Below are 17581 nucleotides of genomic sequence, written 5' to 3'. Positions count from 1 at the left end.
GCGGAGGGTCGGCACACGACGGGGGCGGTCGGACGGCGCGCCGGCACGGCAGATTCAGGCCGAAATAGGCGGCTCATGGCGCGCGCCGGGCCGAAGAGCGCGACGGTACCGCCAGACGCGTGACCGTGACATGTCACGATCGAGGGCGTGACATGTCACGGTCGCTGTCGCGCTTTCACCGTGACATGTCACGCGAAGACCGCTCGAGAGCGATCGTCGCGATCGAATGACCAGGGCGCGCCCCCGGAAGCATCGCTCTCCAGACAACGCCGACGTCTTCGCGAACAACGGCGTGTCGAGGGGCGCAGGTCGCGAGGCCGAGCTCGGGCGGCCGAGGCGACGCGGCGGATCCGCGCCCGCCGTCCCGCCCGAGCCCTCGCGCCCTGCCTGCTCGCGCGATGGCCCGGCGCGTCACGCGGCGCGCGCTCGGCGGACATGGAAACGGGCCGTGCGGCGCGATCGCCGGACCCGGGCGGCCGCTTCCGCCCCGGATCTCTCCCGCGCCCGCCTCCGCCGTAGTATCTGCCCCCCATGCCCCCCCTCGATCTCGGCGTCCTCGTCTCTGGCCGCGGCTCGAACCTCCAGGCGATCCTCGACGCGATCGCCGCCGGCCACCTCGACGCCCGCGTGCGGCTCGTCCTGTCCAACCGGCCCGACGTGGAGGGCCTCGCGCGCGCCGAGCGCGCCGGGGTCCCCACGCGCGTCGTCGCGCACCGGGACTTCGCCGATCGCGACAGCTTCGACGCCGCCGTCGTCGACGCCCTCCGCGAGGCGGGCGCGACCTGGGTCGTCCTCGCGGGCTTCATGCGCCTGCTCACGACGACCTTCCTCGACGCCTTCCCGCACCGGGTCGTGAACATCCACCCGTCGCTCCTGCCCTCCTTCCCCGGCGTCGACGCCCAGCAGCAGGCGCTCGATCACGGCGTGCGCGTCACCGGCTGCACCGTCCACCTCGTGGACGCCGGCACCGACACCGGGCCCATCCTCGCGCAGGCCGCCGTCCCCGTGCTCGACGGGGACGACCGCGACGCGCTCGCCGCGCGCATCCTCGTCCAGGAGCACGCCCTGCTCGTCCGCGCGCTCTCGTGGATCGCCGAGGGGCGCCTCGAGATCGCGCCGCCTGATGTGCCGGGCGGGCGAGCGCGCGCGACGCTCGCCGGCGTCGCGACCGCGCTCGGGCTCGCCCAGGGCGGCCCTGCGCGGGACAACGTCGGGGAAGTCGGAGAAGTCGGGGAAGGGGCGTGATCCACAAGCACTACGACGTCATCGTCCTCGGCCGGTCCATCGGCGCGCTCACGGCCGCGGCGCTCCTCGCGCGCCGCGACTTCACCGTGATGGTCGTCGGGCACGGCGAGCGCCCGCCCACCTACCGCCTCGACCAGCACGTCCTCCGCCGGCGCGCCTTCACGATGCTCGCCGAGCCCTCGCCCGCGTGGCGTCGCTTCCTCGTCGAGCTCGCCCAGTCGCAGACCTGGAAGCGCCGCATCGTCCCGGCCATGCCCATGCTGCAGGCCGTCGCGCCGCGCCGGCGCCTCGACGTGCCGCCCGACATGGTCCTCTTCGGCCGCGAGATCGACCGCGAGTTCCCCGAGCTCCGGCGGGTCGTCGACGAGCTCTACGCCGAGCTCGCCCACGTCAACGGCGCCGCGGACGACGCCTTCTCGCACGACGCGCTCTGGCCGCCGGGCACCTTCTGGGAGCGGCGCGAGACCGCGCGCTACGCCGGCATGCTCCCGTACGCGCGCGCCGAGCCTGACGCCGACCTGCTCGTCGAGTTCCCGCGCGGCCACCTGTTCCGCTCGATCGTCACGCAGTCCGTCCTCTTCGCCACGGACCTCTCGGCGCTCCCGCCTCCCTTCGCGGTCGCGCGCCTGCACGGGGCGTGGACGCGCGGGCTGATGATGCTGCCGCGCGGCGAGGAGGAGCTCGAGGAGTTCCTCGTCGAGCGCATCCTCGCCCACGGCGGCCGCTGCCTGCTCGACGAGCGCGCCGCGTCGGTCCACGTCCGCAGGGGCACCGCCGCGGGGGTCGTGCTCGACGGCGACGATCACCCGAACGGCAGCAGCTTCGTCATCACCGACATGGACGGCGAGACGCTCGCGAGCCTCTCGGGCGGCGAGGGCATCCACAAGCGCGCGCTGCGCGAGTGGCCGCGGATCACCTCCTCGGTCGGCCGCTTCGTCGTGTCGCTCGTCGTGCGCCGCGAGGGCTTGCCCGAGCCGCTCGGCCCCGAGGCCCTGCTGTTCCCTTTCCCGTCCGCGTCGGCGGGCCGCTCGCCCGCGCCGCCGCGCGTGTCGAGCGACGGCGCCTCCGGGGGCCGACCGAGCTCGCCGCGGCAGACGCGGCCGACCGGCCCCGGGCGCCCCGTGGTCCACCTCCAGCGCTGCGATCTGCCGGCTCCCTCGACCGACACGCTGCTCGTGGCGGAGATCCTGCTGCCCGACCGGGGCCCGCTGTCGCTGCTCGAGGCGCGCCAGGCGGTGCTCGACGCGCTCACGGCCGAGCTCCCCTTCCTCGAGCGCCACCTCGTGCTCGTCGACTCGGTGCACGACGGGCTGCCCGTGTGGCTCTACGACGGCCAGCGCCGCCGCCTCATCGAGCGCGCCGCGCTGAAGGGCGCCGCCCCGGGCGCCGAGCCGATGGTGCGGCAGCTCGAGGTCGACCCGCCCGGCTACCTCGGGCTCGCGGGCGAGCCGATCCGCGGGCCGATCGAGCGCACGCTGCTCGTCGGCCGGAGCGTGCTGCCCGGCCTCGGCCAGGAGGGCCAGCTGCTCGCCGCCTGGGGCGCCGCCCGGCTCGTGACCCGGACCGACCGGCGCAAGGAGCGGATGCGGCGCGACATGTGGAGCAAGGTGGAGATCGGATAACGACGTTGAAGCCGCCCCCTCGGCGAGCTGCGCAGCTGCATCTCTCGAAGACGCGGTGACCTGCGCGCGCCCTCGCCGGCTCACGTGCTGGCGGGGCTCCGCTCGTGCCGACATGTCACGCCGCCACCGTGACATGTCACGTGACATATCACGCCATCGCCGTGACATGTAACGGTGGCGGCCCCGCCCCTCAACCATCCGCACCGGCACCTCGAGGGCTTCCTGCTGCGCCATTTGCAGGCTCTGGAGAGGCTGATGGCCACCCTCATGGCCGAGGTGGGGCGCACCACCTACCTGGCACATCGATTGCAATAACATAGCGTGTCACTTGGCGCTGTGCCGGTACTCAGCGTGACATGGGGAGGGATCCGCTCATGAAAGCATGGCGGCCGCTCACACAGGCAAACACCGAAAATCGTCGCGCTGCGGGCCGAGCTCGGAAGCCATGCTGACTTTGAGGAGTTCTGCCATGAACCCGCCAGGACTCTTCTGCCTGCGCTCTAATCAGCATCACTTCACATCGCATCTAACTTTACAACATCGAAGGAACACGAAATGCACAAGTCGATTCCCCTCTTCATCGTCGGCGCTGTCGTAAGCGCAGCTTTGGCCAATTCCTCCGACGCGGCGGCGCTGCACGAGCGCGTATCGGGAGCCAACTGCGTCTACGGAAGTGGAAGCACGAACGGCAATTTGATCACTGTCGGACACGGCATCTTCAACACGTCAGCGACCGAAGGAGAAGTCCTCTCTTGCCCGGTCACCGACGATGATCGCTTCCGGAAGCACGACATCGCGACAGTGAACATTCACGGCTACAACAACGGCCTTACCATCTCGGGCGTCACGCACCAGGTCGAAGCGAGCACCTGCGTGGCGTACTTCGGAGGCACGGGTGGAGCCTGCACCACGCCGGTGAAGACGACGTCGATTGGAAACTACACGCTCAGCCCGCCGACGACGTACTGGACGAGCACCAACTACGCGGACTTCGGATACATTCATATCGGACTGCCGCCGAGCGGGTCCGGCTCCTATTCCTCCATCCGGGGCTACTACACCGCGGACTAGCAGACAAGATCTGCGATAACACGAGAAGGGGGGCGACAAGCTGCGTATCGCAAGAGGAAACGCCGAGTTGCCCCCCTTCTACTCATCATACGTATACGTAAATTTCGAAACCCCGCGCTGGGCGCCGTTCGAGCAGGCACGTCATCTACTGAAGCGGGCGTGCTCGACCTCGCCGACCGCATCGCCTGAAACTGAACTACATGACAGGAGATGTCCGTGATCTCTCTTCGTAGCGTCATCTCGGCCGTGACGCCCATTTTGGCGGGCGCTCTCGCCGGAGCGATAGCGACAGTGATTGTCTCCCGTGAAGCCGCGGATGAAAAGTCGCAAAAGGGCGCGGCCGTCGCCAGCGAATCCAGAAAGTATATTCCTCGATCTGTCGGCACCGCAAACCCGGGGATCGGCGCGACTGACCTGAAGGAGCTGAAGCAGCGTCTATCGGCGCTGGAAGAGCGAGGCGAGCAGCAAGACTCGGATCAGAAGGGATCTCACGAGCGTACCGAGATGCCCGACCCCGTGGAGTGGAAAGCCCAGAAAGAAAGCCACCATCGCGAGATCATCGCGACGCACGAGCGTGCGGTCGAGGATCCCACCTGGGCTCCCCGAGCACGGGCTTCCCTGTTGAAGGAGATACGCACCGTCGGATCGAAGAGCTTCGACGTGCGCGACGTTGATTGTCGGACCAACACTTGCGCCGCCGTCTTGGAGTGGAAAAATTACGACGAAGCGGTCAGCAGCTGGTCGACCGCCGTGGAGCACAACTACGAAGTCAACTGTAGTCGGGAGATCCTGCTGCCGGAGCCGCCCGATCGGAGCGTGCCGTACCATGCCACCATGGTCATGACCTGTCCTCGCGATTCAGGGTGAGCCATTCTGCTGACGCGCGACGAGCGGCTACCCCGCTCGCGCCGCGGGTTCCAGCGATAGACGCCCCTCAGAAGGATCGGGGAAAGACCTGGAAGAACCCGTCGCGCTCGACCACGGTGAGCGGCACGTCGAACAGGCGCGACAGGTTGTCGTCGGTCAGCACCGCGCGCTTCGGGCCATCGGCGAAGACGCGGCCACTCCGCAGCAGGACGACCCGCCCGATCTCCGGCGGGATCTCCTGCACATGGTGCGTCACCAGGATCAGCGTCTTGCCCTGCCGCACGAGGCGCCTGAGCAGATCGATGAGCTCGAACGCGGCCTTCAGATCGAGGCTCGTCGTCGGCTCGTCGAACACAAGCGCCTCCGGGTCGTGCACGAGGGCGCGCCCGAGCAGACAGCGCCGCTGCTCGCCGGCGGACATCTCCGCGATGGGCTTGTCGCCGAGGTGCGCGACGCCGAGGTCGCGGAGCACCTCCTCGGCGCGCCGGCGCTGCGCGGCCGTCGGCGGCTCGTGCTCGTGCAGCCCGGCGCTCGCGAAGAAGCCGGAGAGCACCACGTCGGAGCCCCGCACACCCCGGGGATAGGCCATCTGCAGCTCGTACGACACGAGCCCAAGCCTGCGCCGGAGTGCGGACACCTCCCACCTTTCGCGACCGAGTATCCGCACATGCGAGCCTTCGCGGTGGACCGGATAGATTTCCCGTGAGAGCAGCCTCAGCAGGGTCGACTTCCCGGCGCCGTTGGGCCCGAGGATCGCGGTGTTCGCGCCCTGCTCGATGCGCAGCGACAGCCCCTCGAAGACGCGCGTGTCGCCGCGGAAGACCTCGGCGTCCTCGATCTCGATGAGCGCGGGCGCGCTCATCGCTTCACTCCACATTCCTGGCTCATCGGGCGCAGATTACCCGCTTGTCAGGGTCCCGCACCGAGAAATCAGGGCGTTCGCGGTGGATCGTCCGTGCCCCGGTTCGGTGATCCACTCCATCGGCCCACTCTCCATCTCTCGCGGACAGGCACCGTTGGAATGTGCCCGTGAACCGGCGTTCTCCGCTCTGGAGAGGCGATGGCCCGGCCGTTGCAACGCTCTCCGAACCTTCCTTTCAACAAGCGCCCCGTGCCAAGCCGATGCTGGCACTCGGGAGTGGAAAAATCCGATGCGGCGCGGAGCCGCTCGGTCACTTGGAGATTGACAATGACGAAGATCAAGGGTTCGCTTTTCGGTGCTGGGGCAGCTGCGTGCCTGCTCGCCGCTCTCGGCGGGTGCATCGTTGCCGCGGACGATGGTTCCAGCTCCGAAGAGGACGAGATTTTCGCCGATGAGGCGGCGGCGGCCGCGGCGGCATCGCAGATGCGCTTCGGCGTCGCTCCGCAGTGGAGCCAGACCTGGTCGCCGCCCCAGTCCGGACCCGCCAACGTCGATGTGGTCGCCGTCGGGGACTGGTTGCAATCTGGCGGCTTCACCAGCACACATAAGACCAAGCTTACGCAGATCGTCAACGCGGGGAAGACCCCCTACTTCTTCGGCTACATCGCCACGGACATGACGAAGAAGGGGCTCGGGTCCGAGAACGACTGCGACGGCAACAGCGGCGCACCGCTGTGCCAGAGGGGCGCGGCGTACGTGCGCGCCAACATCGCCTCGATGGCGAGCGCCTACCAGAAGGCGGCGGCAGGGATCAACGGGGCCCTCGGAGGGCGCGAGGCGCTGATCCACATCGAGCCGGACTGGTACCAGTTCTCGCAGACGGCGCAGCAGAACGCGCTCACGGAGAACGAGTCCGACAGCTACATCAACCAGATCCTCGGCGCCATCAAGTCGGGCTGCCCCTCATGCAAGGTGGTCATCGACTTCAGCCCGTGGTTCAGCCCGTCGGCAACCAAGTGGGCGTCGTCGGTCGGCGACTTCTACGACGGCTGGGATCGCAGCGTGGTCAAGTACGTCGGCCTCACGGGCAAGCAATTCCCGTTCACCACGGGCAAGATCGACAACTTCACCTACAAGGAGATCACCACTGCGCTCAGCCTGCCGCTCGTCATCGTGGACGCGTACACGTTCGGCGGCGGCCCGATCAACGTCGACTCCACCTGGCTCAACGAGAGCAACGTCGCCAAGGCCGTCGACATGGGCGTCGCGATCGTCATGCTCTCTCAGACGGGCGACGTCGCCGGCTATGACAGCTTCATCGCCCGGGTGAAGGGCAGCAGCAGCTCGAGCTCCAGCAGCACCACATCCAGCAGCTCCAGCTCCAGCAGCTCCAGCACCTCCGGCAGCGGTGGCGGCGGCGGCGGCACCACCACGTCCTCGTCGAGCAGCAGCAGCAGCAGCACCGGCAGCGGCGGCAGCGGCGGGAGCAACCCCGGGACCGGCGTGCGCGTGGAGGGCGGCAACATCACCGTCAGCATCACCCCCAACTCGACGTGGACGGGCGGCTACTGCAACAACGTCAAGCTGACGAAGGCCGACAGCGGCGAGACCACGTGGAAGCTCTACGTGCCCTCGAACGGCGCGACGCTCCGTGACTTCTGGAACACCAGCGCCGTCAAGCAAGGCACCGACTTCGTGTTCACCGGCGTGAGCTGGAACGCGAAGATCAGGCCTGGAACGAGCGTCGAGTTCGGGTACTGCGCGAACGGCACGCGCTGAGCACCAGTCGACTGGCGCCGCGCCAGCCGAGGAGGCCGGACAGCCCCCGGCGGCGCGGCGCGCCGGCCCGCAGGATCGGCCGAACGACACGGGAAGAGCCCATCTCGGGGCTCCCCGCGCGGCCTCCGCGCCCGGTCGCGCTCGCCCGCGGCCCGCGCCCTCTGGTACCGTGGGCGCCCCGTGCCCTCGGCCCCGCAGCGCTCCCCCTTCGCCGGCAATGGTCCGGTCGACCCCCTCCACGCCGCCGCGCTCGCTCCTCGCCGGGCGCGCCGTCCGGTCCGGGGCGCCGCATGGCGCTGAGGCTCCGGGTCACCTGGCGCAATGCGGGCTGCCCGCTTCTGCCCGACGCGCTCGCCGACGTGCAGGCGACGGCCGACGACGCGCCGCTGCCGCTCGCCGGCTCGGACCCGGGGCGGCGCGAGTTCGTGATCCCCGCCGGGGCGTCGCGCGTCGCGCTCAGCGCGCGCTTCTCGGCGGCGTTCGACGCCTTCGAGGACGTCCCCGCCCTGGAGGAAGAGGTCCTGTCGGTCGAGCAGGCGTTCGACGTGGCGAGCGGCGGGACGGCGCTCAGCCCCGCCCCTGACCCGGCGTTCGGGCAGGCTCACCCGCTCGTCGACGTGCAATCGGCGCCCGGCCTCGCGCTCGCCCAGATCAGGACGGATTTCGTCGATATCACCCCGTTCTGGATGGCCTACGCCGGGTATGCGGACGAGTACCGGCGCGAGCACCGGCCCGGGACCGAGCTCGTGGCCCTCGGCGCCACCGCGGGAGATCCGAAGATCTGGTTCGCGAGCATCCCGGAGGCCTGCAAGGCGCCGCCGGACGGCGGGATCTCGGCCCTCGTGTTCTACCGGCCGGAAGGGTACGCCTATACCCGGGTCGACCAGCGCCACGAGATGTTCGGGCTGAATCGATACCTGCTCACGCCCGACCCGTCTCCCGGCGCGTCGTTCTGGGCGCGCGACGTGTTCGAGCGCGATCCGCGCGACCAGTCCCGCTGGGTCTATGTCCGCTGCGGCTTCGAGGAGGCGCTCGCCGCGAGCGGCAGGGCGGTGGTCATGCTGCACCCGTGGCCGAGCGGGGCGAGCTTCGGCGCCGCCACGACCGCGAGCCTGCCCGGCCTCGCCGAGGCAGCGCTCCGCTTCCTCTGCGGCGCGCAGAAGATCGGTACGGGACAGGGCGGGCCGCGGCTCGGCAAGCTCGGGCTCGCGGGCTTCAGCGCCGGCGGGCTGGCCCTGTGGCAGGCGCTCGCGGCCAACAAGGACCGCGTGAGCGAGGTGTTCGCGTTCGACGCCCGCGGCATCGCCAAGAACGAGGCCTTGCTCGTGCGCTGGCTCGGCGGCGACGCCTCGCGCCGCCTGCGGATGACCGGCGGCCACCAGCTCGACGCGAACGCGGCGCTCCAGCAGAAGCTCCCTGGCCCCTCCAAGGAAGCGCGCCTGACCAGCCTGCCGCCCGACAAGAGCGGCTATCTCCCCGGGGCGAACCCGCGCTGGGATCACGTGTGCTCCTCGCTCGAGGCGAGCGAAAAGGATACCTATCTGAACGCCGGCTGGGTATGGCACCAGTTCGCGATGTTCGGTGGCTTCCCGGAGGCTGGAGAGCAGACCGCCGTCACGTTCCTCCAGCGCTTTCTGGGGGAGTCGGAGCTCTGAGCCGCACCGCGCCCGAGGCCTAGATCCGGTCGGCCGACGACCGGGCATGTCAGATTCAAACGCAAAGCAGCCGTGTTCTTTGTCAAGCGGCGGCGACCTGCCAGGGTCGGTTCGCCTTCACCATCGCGTTGAGGATGGTGAGCAGCTTGTGCATGCACGCCGTGAGGGCGACCTTCGTAGGCTTGCCGGCGGTCTTCAGCCGGTCGTAGAAGGCGCGGATCACGGGGTTGAAGCGCATGCAGGCGACGCTCGCCATGTAGAGCATCGATCGCACCGAGGCTCGTCCACCCCAGATAGCTCGGCGCCCCTTGATCTTGCCGCTGTCGTGGTTGAACGGAGCCAAGCCCACGAGCGCGGCGATCTGCTTGCGGTTGAGCGTGCCCAGCTCGGGCAGGTCGAACAGCAGCGTGCGCGAGGTGCCGGGCCCGACGCCGGGGACCGAGCGCAGCAGCTCGTCCTTGGCGCGCCAGAGCGGGCTCTTTTCGATCTTGTCCTTGAGCTCGTCGTCGAGCTTTTTCAGCTCTTTTTCGAGCGTCTCGATGATGCGGTTGATGCTGCTGACGACGCGCGCGACGCGGCGGGGCCCAACCAAGCCCGAGAGCCGATTCTTCTCGGCCACCAGCATGGTGATCAACTGGCGCCGGCGCGCCAGCAGCAGCTCCAGCTCCAGCGTCGTGGCCTCGGGCATCGGCGTCAGCGGCGGCTGCACGGCGGCGGCAAAGTGCGCGATGCACTTGGCATCGAGCCGATCGGTCTTCGCCTGCCGGCCGGTGGCGCGCGCAAAGTTGCGGATCTGGAGCGGGTTGACCACCGCCACGGGCACGGCCGCGACGCTCAGCACCGCCAACACCGGCATCTCCAGCCCACCGGTAGCTTCCAGCACGACGAGCGTCGGCGACAGCTCGCGTAGCTGGTCCACCAGCGCCTGCAGGCCCTCTTCGTCATGCGCCAGCCGCCCCCCTGCGCTGGAGCCATGAACGGCCCAGTCCAGGTGCTCCTTCGAGACATCGATCCCTACGAACGTGGACACGTCGACCTTTCCCTCACTGAAACGCGGAAACATCAGCCCCAGAAGCCCATCCTTGCGAACGATGCGAGCTATGCCTCAGGCAGCCGTGCGGGCTTATCCAGGACCTACGGCGTGGCGACCCATGCTTTGCGACGGCCTCAAGACCAAGGCGCGAACGGTCTGCCACGCGTAGCTTTGTGGCGGCTCGCCGCGAAATTGTCCACAAATCCACAGGTTGCCGGTCTCCCCCCCGGCCCCCCCTCGGTACGACGACGACGTGGATCCAGAACGCTCGCGGAACATACAAGGCGCAAAGGCGCAAAGGCGCAAAAAAGAGACGGGATTGAGCGCAACGAGATAGCCAGGGTCATCGACATGGCATTCGATGGCCACACTCCCCATTTCTCTCGTCTTTTTGGGTCTTTGCGTCCTGGCGCCTTTGCGTTCAATTCTCTCACGCCTGAGCGATGAGCCGCGCCAGCACCCGCATGTCCTCGTCATCGCCGATCCTCGCGAGCGCGGCGCGCGCCCTCGCGAGCGCGGGCTCGACGTAGCGCAGGTACGTCGGATCCACGCCGATGCGGTCGAGAAAGACGAAGCGGCCGGCGTCCTTCAGCTTGCGCTGGACCGTGAGCACATCGAACTCCCGGCCGAGCGCGTCGCGCGCCGGCCGATCGAGCGAGGCGGCGGCCGCATAGTCGTCCAGCCGGGCCTCGACGAAGGAGCGATCCAGATCCTGGGCGCTGTCGTTGAGGAGCGCCGCGAGATCGTAGGCGCGCGGGCCGAGGAGGGCGTCCTGGAAGTCGAGCCAGGCGATCTCGAGGCCCCCGCCCGCCGCGTCCACGACCATGAGGTTCTGGCTCTGGTAATCGCGGTGAACGAAGCCCCGCGGCCACGCGGCGATGCGCCGGGCGAGGCGCTCCGAGACGGCGTCGAGCTCGGCCCGCGCGGCGTCGCCCAGCCGGAGCCCGCGCGCGTCGAGCGCCCACGCGCGGAAATGGTCGAGCTCCCAGCGCAGGAGCGTCTCGTCGAGCGCGCACGAGTCGACGATCGAGCCGCTCGGGAGCGCCGCGAGCGCCCGCTGCGCCCGGGCGAGATCGCGCGCGGCCAGCGCGTAGACCTCGGCGCGGCGGGCGGGCGCGCGCTCGACGAAGGCCGAGAGCGTCGCGTCCCCGAGATCCTCCAGGAGGAGCAGGCCGTGCTCGCAATCCTCGGCGAGCAGCGCTGGCACCCGGACGCCGCGCTCCCGGAGGAGCGCCTGCACCTCCAGGAACGGCCACCGCGGGGGAGCGGCGCCGACCGCGACGCCGTCGGCCCCCGCGCTCGGCGCGAACATCGCGACCGCCGTCCCGGCCGGCGTCACGACGCGCAGATAGCGCCGGCACGACACGCCCCCGCGCAGCGGGACCATCGACGACGGGACATGGCCCGTCGCCCGCTGGACGAGCCGGAGCAGGGCGTCGGTATCGAGCTCGCGCACCCCCTTTCCTACGCCGGCGGACGGCGCGAACGCCAGGGTTACGCCAGGGTTGTCACGACATCGCCCCACGCCGCGCTGCGGCCGTCACGCCTCGGCGCCTGTCCCCGTCAGCGCCTCGGCGCCTGTCCCCTCGACACCTCGACGCCTGTCCCGGCGGCGGAACGAGCCAGACGCTCAGCAGGCGCCGGCGCAGCCGTCGGCGCTGTTGAACCAGAGACCGCCCGAGTCCTCGCACGCGCTGCGGTCGTACCTGCCAGAGCAGCAGCGCTCCTGGCTCTCGCACACCTTCGCGGCGCCCTCGCCGCTCCGGAAGCAGCACTTCCGGCTCTCGGGCGTCTCGGGCGCGGCGGCGGGATCCTCGGGCGCGGCGGGCTCCCCGGGCGCGGTCGCCTTCTCGATGACCACCGGCACCGCGGGCGCGACGAGCGTCGCCACCGTGTCGCAGCCGAACGAGGCAATCATGACGAGGAGGGCGAGCGCCGATCCCAGCGCACGAGCGTTTCCAGCCGGCTTCATGATCGCCGTGGGTGGCATGGGCGCAGTGCGGCGGCAAGTTCGTGACGAGAGCCGTGCTATAACGCCGCGGAATGGCGAACGGTGCGGAGAAGGGCGCGGCGAAGAGCGCGATGAACCGTGGGACGAACGGCGCGACCGGGCCCGTGAAGGTCACGCCGCTGAACGGCGCAGCCGCCGCCGCCGTCGCATGGCGCAGCCGGGGCGAGCTCCACATCACCGTCATCGTCAAGGCCACCTTCGCCTTCGCGGCGGACGCGGAGATGCCCAGGGTCGAGCCGCAGCAGGTCGTCCACGGGGAGGTCCATCACGGCAACAACCCTGGGCGGAGCGTCCGGCTCACGAGCGATCTGGCGCCGCACCTGGAGCGCGCCGACGTGCTCTTTACCGGCCACGCCCACGCGCCGCCGCCCGGCGCGCCCGTGCACGACTTGCCCGTGCGACTCGCGATCTCCGATGAGGACGGGCTTCTCCTCGACAAGGAGCTCCTGGTCAAGGACAGGGCCGGGTTCCAGCGGATGCCGCTCGTGTACGAGCGGGCGCTCCGCGGCGAGAACGACCAGGAGAACTTCCTCGGCGTGCAGGGGACGGGCGACGCGTCCGAGCCCGAGGCGAACATCGTCGATCCCCTCCAGCCGGCGCGCGCGGCCGGCTTCGGGCCCATCGCGCGCGCCTGGCCCGCGCGCAGGCGGCTGCTCGGGGCCACGCCCCGCAAGGCGCTCGACGCCGCCATCGCCGAGATCCCCGATCCCTTCGAGTGGGCCTATTACCAGGCGGCGCCCCCCGATCAGCGGACGCGTTACCTGCGCGGCGGCGAGTGGATCGAGCTCCACGGGCTCCACCCCACGCTGCCGCGCCTCCGGACGCGGCTGCCCGAGGCGCGCGGCCGAGCGCGCGTCCACGGCCTCTCGGCCTTCGGCGTGGGCGAGGGCCACCTGCTCGAGCTGAACGCGGACATTCTGCGCATCGACGGCGACGAGCAGCGCTGCACTCTCGTCTTCCGGGGCAACCTGGTCGTCCCCGACGAGGCCGCCCTCGCGGCGGCCACCCTCGTGGCGGGGGTCGAGCTCCCCGGCGAGCCGCTCGAGTGGCCCGAGCTACCGGCGGAGCAGGGCGCCGCGGGCGGACTCGCGCGAGGCCGCGCGCGCGGCGTCGACCACGACCACGACGGCGGCCTGGGGGAGACCCAGGCTGATCCGGGCGCCGGGGCGCGCACGCTGAGCCTCGCGGACGTCGGCGTGGCGGCGGCTGCCCTGGCCTCGGCGGCGGCGACGCCGTTCCGCCCCGGGTCGGCTCCCGGCGACGTCGCCGGGCCGGCCGCGGGCGCGCCCGGGCCGCGGATCGACACCGGGACCCTCTCGATCTCCTCGGTGGAAGAAGGCCCGGAGGGGTCTCCCGCCACGACGCTGGCCCTGCTGCCCGAGCAGGACGCCGAGGCGACGGACCAGCCGGCGCTCCCGTTCCAGCCGGCGCCCCCGGGCGCGGCGCTGCCTGCCTCGATGATCGCCCGGGAGCCGGCCGCGGCGGAGCAGCGCGCGGGCTCAGGCACGCTCGCCCTCTCGCTGGACGACGACTGGACGCCGGCCGCCGGCGCGCCCGGCCCCTCCGCCGCCTCCGAGGAGGGCGCGCTCGCGGCCCCGCCGGCTCGCGTGGAAGCGGCGGAGACCGCGGCCGCGCCGCTCCCCGAGCTGGAGCCGGCCGCGCCGCCGCCGGAGCCGGAGCCCGCGCTGCTGGAGCCGCCGCCAAGGCCGGTGCTCAGCGCCTCGCCGGCGCGCTCCCCCGAGCCGGACGAGCCGCCGCCGGCCCCGCCGCTCCGACGGCCGCCGCCTCCACCGCCGGAGCGCCCGGCGCTGCCGACCCCTTCCCCTTCGTTGAGGAGGAGCCTTTACGAACGCTTCGATCGCAAACGGTAGCTCGCGCAAACGGTAGCTCGCCGAGCGCACCTCGACGAGCGCGAGGGGCGCCCGCGCGCGACGCGCCCCGAGGCAGGAGATCTTCTCCCACGGCACGAAGGATGGAGCTGCGACGATGACCACCCGATCCGATTCACTAGACATTCGACTCGAGCTCTCCGGCTTCTCGTCCGACCTCCTCCAGGTGAACAGGCTGTCCGGGCGCGAGGCCATCTCTCAGCTCTTCACGTTCGAGGTCGAGGTGGCCTGTCCGAGCGACGCCGGGGTCGACGGACAGACCTTCACGGGCGAGAGCGTCGCGATCGTCTTCGAGCAGGACGGGGTCGAGCTGCGGCGCGTCCACGGGATGATCGCGGAGGTCCACGACCTCCTCGGGAACCTGCGCGATTACCGCGCGTACCGGCTGCACATCGTCCCGCGCGCCTTCCGGCTGACGCTGGTCGAGACCACCGAGATCTCGATGAACAAGGCGGTGCCGGACCTCATCCAGCAGAAGCTCGAGCTCGTGGGCCTGAGCGGGAGCGACGTGGAGCTCAGGCTTTCGGGCACCTACCCGCCGCGGGAGTTCACGGTGCAGTACCAGGAGACCGATCTCGCCTTCATCAGCCGCCTGGCCGAGCACGCCGGGATCAGCTTCTTCTTCGAGCACCAGGACGGGCAGGACACGATGGTCTTCACCGACGGCGGTGGGTTCAACCCCGCGGCCGGCGCCGAGTCCGTCCATTTCCGCGAGCGCGGCGAGACGCGGGACGTCTTCGAGCTCGAGGCGAGATCGCGGCTCGTGCCGAGCGTGTATGTGGCCCGCGACTACAACTACCGGCAACCGATGCTCGATCTGACGTCGGAGCACGTCCTCTCGACCGGATATGCGGGCGGCATCGTCGAGTACGGCGGCCATTACAAGACGCCGGCGGAGGGGAAGGCGCTGGCGCAGGTCCGGGCCGAGGAGCGGCAGGCGACGCAGCTCGTGTATGCGGGCAGGAGCTCGGTGTGCGCGATCGGCGCGGGCGGGCGATCGGTGCTGGAAGGGCACCCGAGCCTGGAGTCGCTCGAGCTGCTCTTCGTCGAGGTGGAGCACCGCGCGTCGCAGGCGGCCGGCGGCCAGGGCGGCGGCGACGAGCCGCGGCGCTACGTGAACACCTTCCGCGCGATCCCGGGCAAGAACACGTACCGGCCGCCGCGCGTCACGCCGACGCCCCGGATCGGCGGCGTCGTCACGGGGATCGTCGACGCCGGGCCGGGGGGCGGGGGCAACGACGCGCAGATCGACGATCAGGGCAGGTACATGGTCCGGTTCCTGTTCGATACGGGGGCTGCCGGCGGCGTGTCGTCCAGGCCGGTGCGCATGCTCCAGAACCACGCTGGAGCGAACTACGGCACGCATTTCCCGCTCAAGCCGGGGACCGAGGTGCTCATCGCCTTCGTGAACGGCGACCCGGATCGGCCGGTCATCGTGGGCGCCGCGCCCAACCCGCTGACGCCCTCTCCGGTCAACAGCGCGAACCGGTCGACTCACCGGATCAAGACGCAGGGAGGCATCGTCTTCGATCTCGTGGACGAGTGAGCCGCCTCGATGACGCCGCTCAGGGAGCTGGCTTCTTGCCGGGCGCGGGGCTCGCGGCGGAGGAGGCGCCCTGGGCGCCTGTCATGGCCCGGATGGCGTAGTTGAGCGCGGCGCGCAGGTTGCGTTGCGTGTTGAGCTGGGTGAGGTCGAGGCCGAGCGCGACCATGGTCTGGGCGACCGTCGGCTTGATGCCGGCGACGATGCCGTCCGCGCCGAGGAGGCGGATGGCGGTGATGAGCTGGATGAGGTGGCTCGCGACCCTGGTGTCGACGACCTCGACGCCGGTGAGGTCGAGGATGGCGAAGCGCGCCCGCTTCTCGACGATCTGCGCGAGCAGGCTGTCCATGACCTCGGCCGTGCGGACGCTGTCGACCGTGCCGACCATGGGGAGCGTGAGCACGCCGTCCCAGACCTCGATGATCGGCGTCGAGAGATCGCGGATCACCTTCTGCTGCGCGGCGATCTGGTCGAGCTGGATGCGCAGCTCCTTCTCGACGAGCCGGGAGTCCGACACGTCGAGCGACACCCCGAGCACGCCGTCGACGCGGCCGCCGGGCTCGCTGCGGAGCGGGATGAGCCAGGTGTCCCAGTCGGCGCCGTGCGCCTCGCCGCGACCGCGGCGTACCTGGCCGTCGTACCATTGCCGCATGTCGGCGGCGGCCTCCGGGGTGGCCGCATAGAGGTCGTACACGCTGTGCCCGACGTGCTGCCCCCGTGTCAACCCGGCCTTCGCGGTCGACTTGCCGTCGTGATAGACGTAGATCCCGTCGCGGTCGAGCGCCCATATCGTCATGGGATCCACGTGCTCGACGAGGCCGTCGAGGATGCGTGCCTTGAGCCGGAGCGTGCTCAGCTCGTCCCCGGTCATCGGGCTCGCGGCGGCCAACGGCGCGATCGCGGGCGCGGGGCGGAGCGAGCCGAGGACGGCGCTCCGGTCGGACGAGCGGCTGGCGCTGCACGACAGCGGCCGGTAGGCGCCGCCGCCGTCGCGCAGGCGCACGCTGAACGAGACGGGCTCGTCCCTCTGAAGGAGCGACGACCAGGCCGCCGAGAGCGCGGCGCGATCGTCCGGGTGCGCGAGATCCGCGAGGAGCGCGCCCCCCTCGACCCCGGGGCCCAGCGCGTCGCGTAGACCGCCGCTCCCATGGAGCAGCGCTCCGTCGGCCGAGGCGATGAAGAGCAGATCGGCAGAGCGGGCGAAGAGCTCGCCGAGCAACACGCTGGGGGCAGATTCCATCAGTCTCACGACTCCTCAGAGAGCAGAGAAGGATAAGTGTATCGTGAACGGAGCAGGCTGCGGAAGAGCTCCCTGGCGGCCTTCATGCGATTGAGCCGGGAGAAACGCGCCACGACGTGGGGGCGCTAGCGCTAGCGTGGCGGGCGCTGCGCGGCAAGACGGTGAGCCGGCTCGCGGCTGAATCAGCTACGGCGAGGTGGGCCGAGGACGGGGAGGCGCCGCCGGCGTGGACCGGAGCGGGAGACGTGGTGAGAGGTGCGGTGCAGGGGATTCGGGGAGCGCGTCACGACAGATTCGTGACCACGAGGCCATGGATTGGGCCGGTCTGGACGAGGGACCGGCGTGTCACCAGGACTCAGGGGACGCGTTCTATGGCCACTACCGCTGTTTCACCGACAAGAGCGAACGTCTCAAGCCGATGGGCCCTATCCACGTGGTCCCCGCAGCGGTGGCGGACATTGTCCCGCTGGAACTGGACCTCACCCTGGGCAGCGGTCCGCGCTCCGTGGAGGCCGAGCCGAGGTCGCGTGGCACCTGGTCCTGGACGACCTCGAGGACATGCTGCTCCACCTCTGCGCGCCGTCCCCTCCCTGAGCGCGCGGAGCGCGCGATTGGGGAGGGGCGGACCGCGCGCAGGCGCGGAGCGCCGAGCACGGGCCGGGGGTGGGCATCCGCTCACAAGGCTTCACGCTAGACCAAGAGAGGACTCGACCCGAGCGCCACGCGGCGAAGGCCCCCCAACAGCCTCCCCGCCCTCCCGCCCA

At 70.6% G+C, this 17581-nt stretch carries 13 protein-coding genes; 8 read left to right on the top strand and 5 right to left on the bottom strand.

The annotated features are described in order from the left end of the window. Positions 1-531: 531 nt before the first annotated feature. The 4 genes from purN (at position 532) to WME82_RS46215 (ending at position 4805) form a co-directional block, all read left to right on the top strand. Positions 532-1245: a phosphoribosylglycinamide formyltransferase gene (gene purN / locus WME82_RS46230; protein ID WP_438040545.1), complete on the top strand. Its 714-nt coding sequence runs from the start codon at positions 532-534 to the stop codon at positions 1243-1245. Then, positions 1242-2867 (top strand): NAD(P)-binding protein, encoded by a 1626-nt coding sequence (locus WME82_RS46225; RefSeq protein ID WP_438040544.1) that lies wholly within the window; start codon positions 1242-1244, stop codon positions 2865-2867. Before purN ends, WME82_RS46225 begins: the two co-directional genes overlap by 4 nt. A 606-nt stretch (positions 2868-3473) precedes the next feature. Then, positions 3474-3938: a hypothetical protein gene (locus tag WME82_RS46220; protein ID WP_438040543.1), complete on the top strand. Its 465-nt coding sequence runs from the start codon at positions 3474-3476 to the stop codon at positions 3936-3938. A gap of 216 nt (positions 3939-4154) precedes the next feature. Continuing rightward, positions 4155-4805, top strand: coding sequence for a hypothetical protein (locus WME82_RS46215; RefSeq protein ID WP_438040542.1), 651 nt, complete (start codon positions 4155-4157; stop codon positions 4803-4805). Between the two features lie 67 nt (positions 4806-4872). On the opposite strand, the gene WME82_RS46210 is transcribed toward WME82_RS46215, so the two are convergent. Then, the gene (locus tag WME82_RS46210; RefSeq protein ID WP_438040541.1) at positions 4873-5667 is read right to left on the bottom strand and encodes an ABC transporter ATP-binding protein; all 795 of its coding nucleotides are present in this window, start codon (positions 5665-5667) and stop codon (positions 4873-4875) included. A gap of 327 nt (positions 5668-5994) precedes the next feature. Between WME82_RS46210 and WME82_RS46205 the strand changes: the two genes are divergently transcribed. Next, positions 5995-7446 (top strand): cellulose binding domain-containing protein, encoded by a 1452-nt coding sequence (locus tag WME82_RS46205; RefSeq protein WP_438040540.1) that lies wholly within the window; start codon positions 5995-5997, stop codon positions 7444-7446. A 290-nt stretch (positions 7447-7736) separates the two neighbouring features. Continuing rightward, a complete protein-coding gene (locus WME82_RS46200) occupies positions 7737-9101 on the top strand; it encodes a hypothetical protein (RefSeq protein ID WP_438040539.1) in 1365 nt (454 codons plus the stop codon). 82 nt (positions 9102-9183) lie between these two features. Here WME82_RS46200 and WME82_RS46195 read toward each other — a convergent pair whose 3' ends face one another. The 3 genes from WME82_RS46195 to WME82_RS46185 all read right to left on the bottom strand — a co-directional run bounded on the left by WME82_RS46195 (position 9184) and on the right by WME82_RS46185 (position 12106). Continuing rightward, positions 9184-10164, bottom strand: coding sequence for an IS110 family transposase (locus WME82_RS46195; protein ID WP_438039300.1), 981 nt, complete (start codon positions 10162-10164; stop codon positions 9184-9186). 400 nt (positions 10165-10564) lie between these two features. After that, positions 10565-11590 carry an aminoglycoside phosphotransferase family protein gene (locus WME82_RS46190; protein ID WP_437854766.1) on the bottom strand — a complete coding sequence of 342 codons (1026 nt, stop codon included), beginning with the start codon at positions 11588-11590 and terminating at the stop codon, positions 10565-10567. A gap of 174 nt (positions 11591-11764) precedes the next feature. Beyond that, positions 11765-12106 (bottom strand): hypothetical protein, encoded by a 342-nt coding sequence (locus WME82_RS46185; RefSeq protein ID WP_437742805.1) that lies wholly within the window; start codon positions 12104-12106, stop codon positions 11765-11767. 71 nt (positions 12107-12177) lie between these two features. Between WME82_RS46185 and WME82_RS46180 the strand changes: the two genes are divergently transcribed. Both WME82_RS46180 and WME82_RS46175 read left to right on the top strand, forming a co-directional pair. Next, the gene (locus tag WME82_RS46180) at positions 12178-14016 is read left to right on the top strand and encodes a DUF2169 family type VI secretion system accessory protein (protein WP_438040538.1); all 1839 of its coding nucleotides are present in this window, start codon (positions 12178-12180) and stop codon (positions 14014-14016) included. Positions 14017-14131: 115 nt separating this feature from the next. Continuing rightward, positions 14132-15580 carry a type VI secretion system Vgr family protein gene (locus tag WME82_RS46175; RefSeq protein ID WP_438040537.1) on the top strand — a complete coding sequence of 483 codons (1449 nt, stop codon included), beginning with the start codon at positions 14132-14134 and terminating at the stop codon, positions 15578-15580. Between the two features lie 19 nt (positions 15581-15599). Here the strand turns inward: WME82_RS46175 and WME82_RS46170 are convergent, their stop codons facing one another. Continuing rightward, positions 15600-16817 carry an STAS domain-containing protein gene (locus WME82_RS46170; RefSeq protein WP_438040536.1) on the bottom strand — a complete coding sequence of 406 codons (1218 nt, stop codon included), beginning with the start codon at positions 16815-16817 and terminating at the stop codon, positions 15600-15602. Positions 16818-17581 lie beyond the last annotated feature (764 nt).

Source organism: Sorangium sp. So ce128 (genome assembly GCF_051525245.1).
In the GTDB taxonomy this organism is placed as follows: domain Bacteria; phylum Myxococcota_A; class Polyangia; order Polyangiales; family Polyangiaceae; genus Sorangium; species Sorangium cellulosum_B.
The sequence above is the reverse complement of the archived record's forward strand: the minus strand, read 5'-3'. Positions and strand labels throughout refer to the sequence as shown.

Coding starts and splice junctions, on each gene's coding strand:
- WME82_RS46200 (WP_438040539.1), top strand. CDS start 7,737: ATGGCGCTGAGGCTCCGGGTCACCTGGCGCAATGCGGGCTGCCCGCTT.
- WME82_RS46175 (WP_438040537.1), top strand. CDS start 14,132: ATGACCACCCGATCCGATTCACTAGACATTCGACTCGAGCTCTCCGGC.
- WME82_RS46180 (WP_438040538.1), top strand. CDS start 12,178: ATGGCGAACGGTGCGGAGAAGGGCGCGGCGAAGAGCGCGATGAACCGT.
- WME82_RS46210 (WP_438040541.1), bottom strand. CDS start 5,667: ATGAGCGCGCCCGCGCTCATCGAGATCGAGGACGCCGAGGTCTTCCGC.
- WME82_RS46170 (WP_438040536.1), bottom strand. CDS start 16,817: ATGGAATCTGCCCCCAGCGTGTTGCTCGGCGAGCTCTTCGCCCGCTCT.
- WME82_RS46195 (WP_438039300.1), bottom strand. CDS start 10,164: ATGTTTCCGCGTTTCAGTGAGGGAAAGGTCGACGTGTCCACGTTCGTA.
- purN (WP_438040545.1), top strand. CDS start 532: ATGCCCCCCCTCGATCTCGGCGTCCTCGTCTCTGGCCGCGGCTCGAAC.
- WME82_RS46205 (WP_438040540.1), top strand. CDS start 5,995: ATGACGAAGATCAAGGGTTCGCTTTTCGGTGCTGGGGCAGCTGCGTGC.
- WME82_RS46185 (WP_437742805.1), bottom strand. CDS start 12,106: ATGAAGCCGGCTGGAAACGCTCGTGCGCTGGGATCGGCGCTCGCCCTC.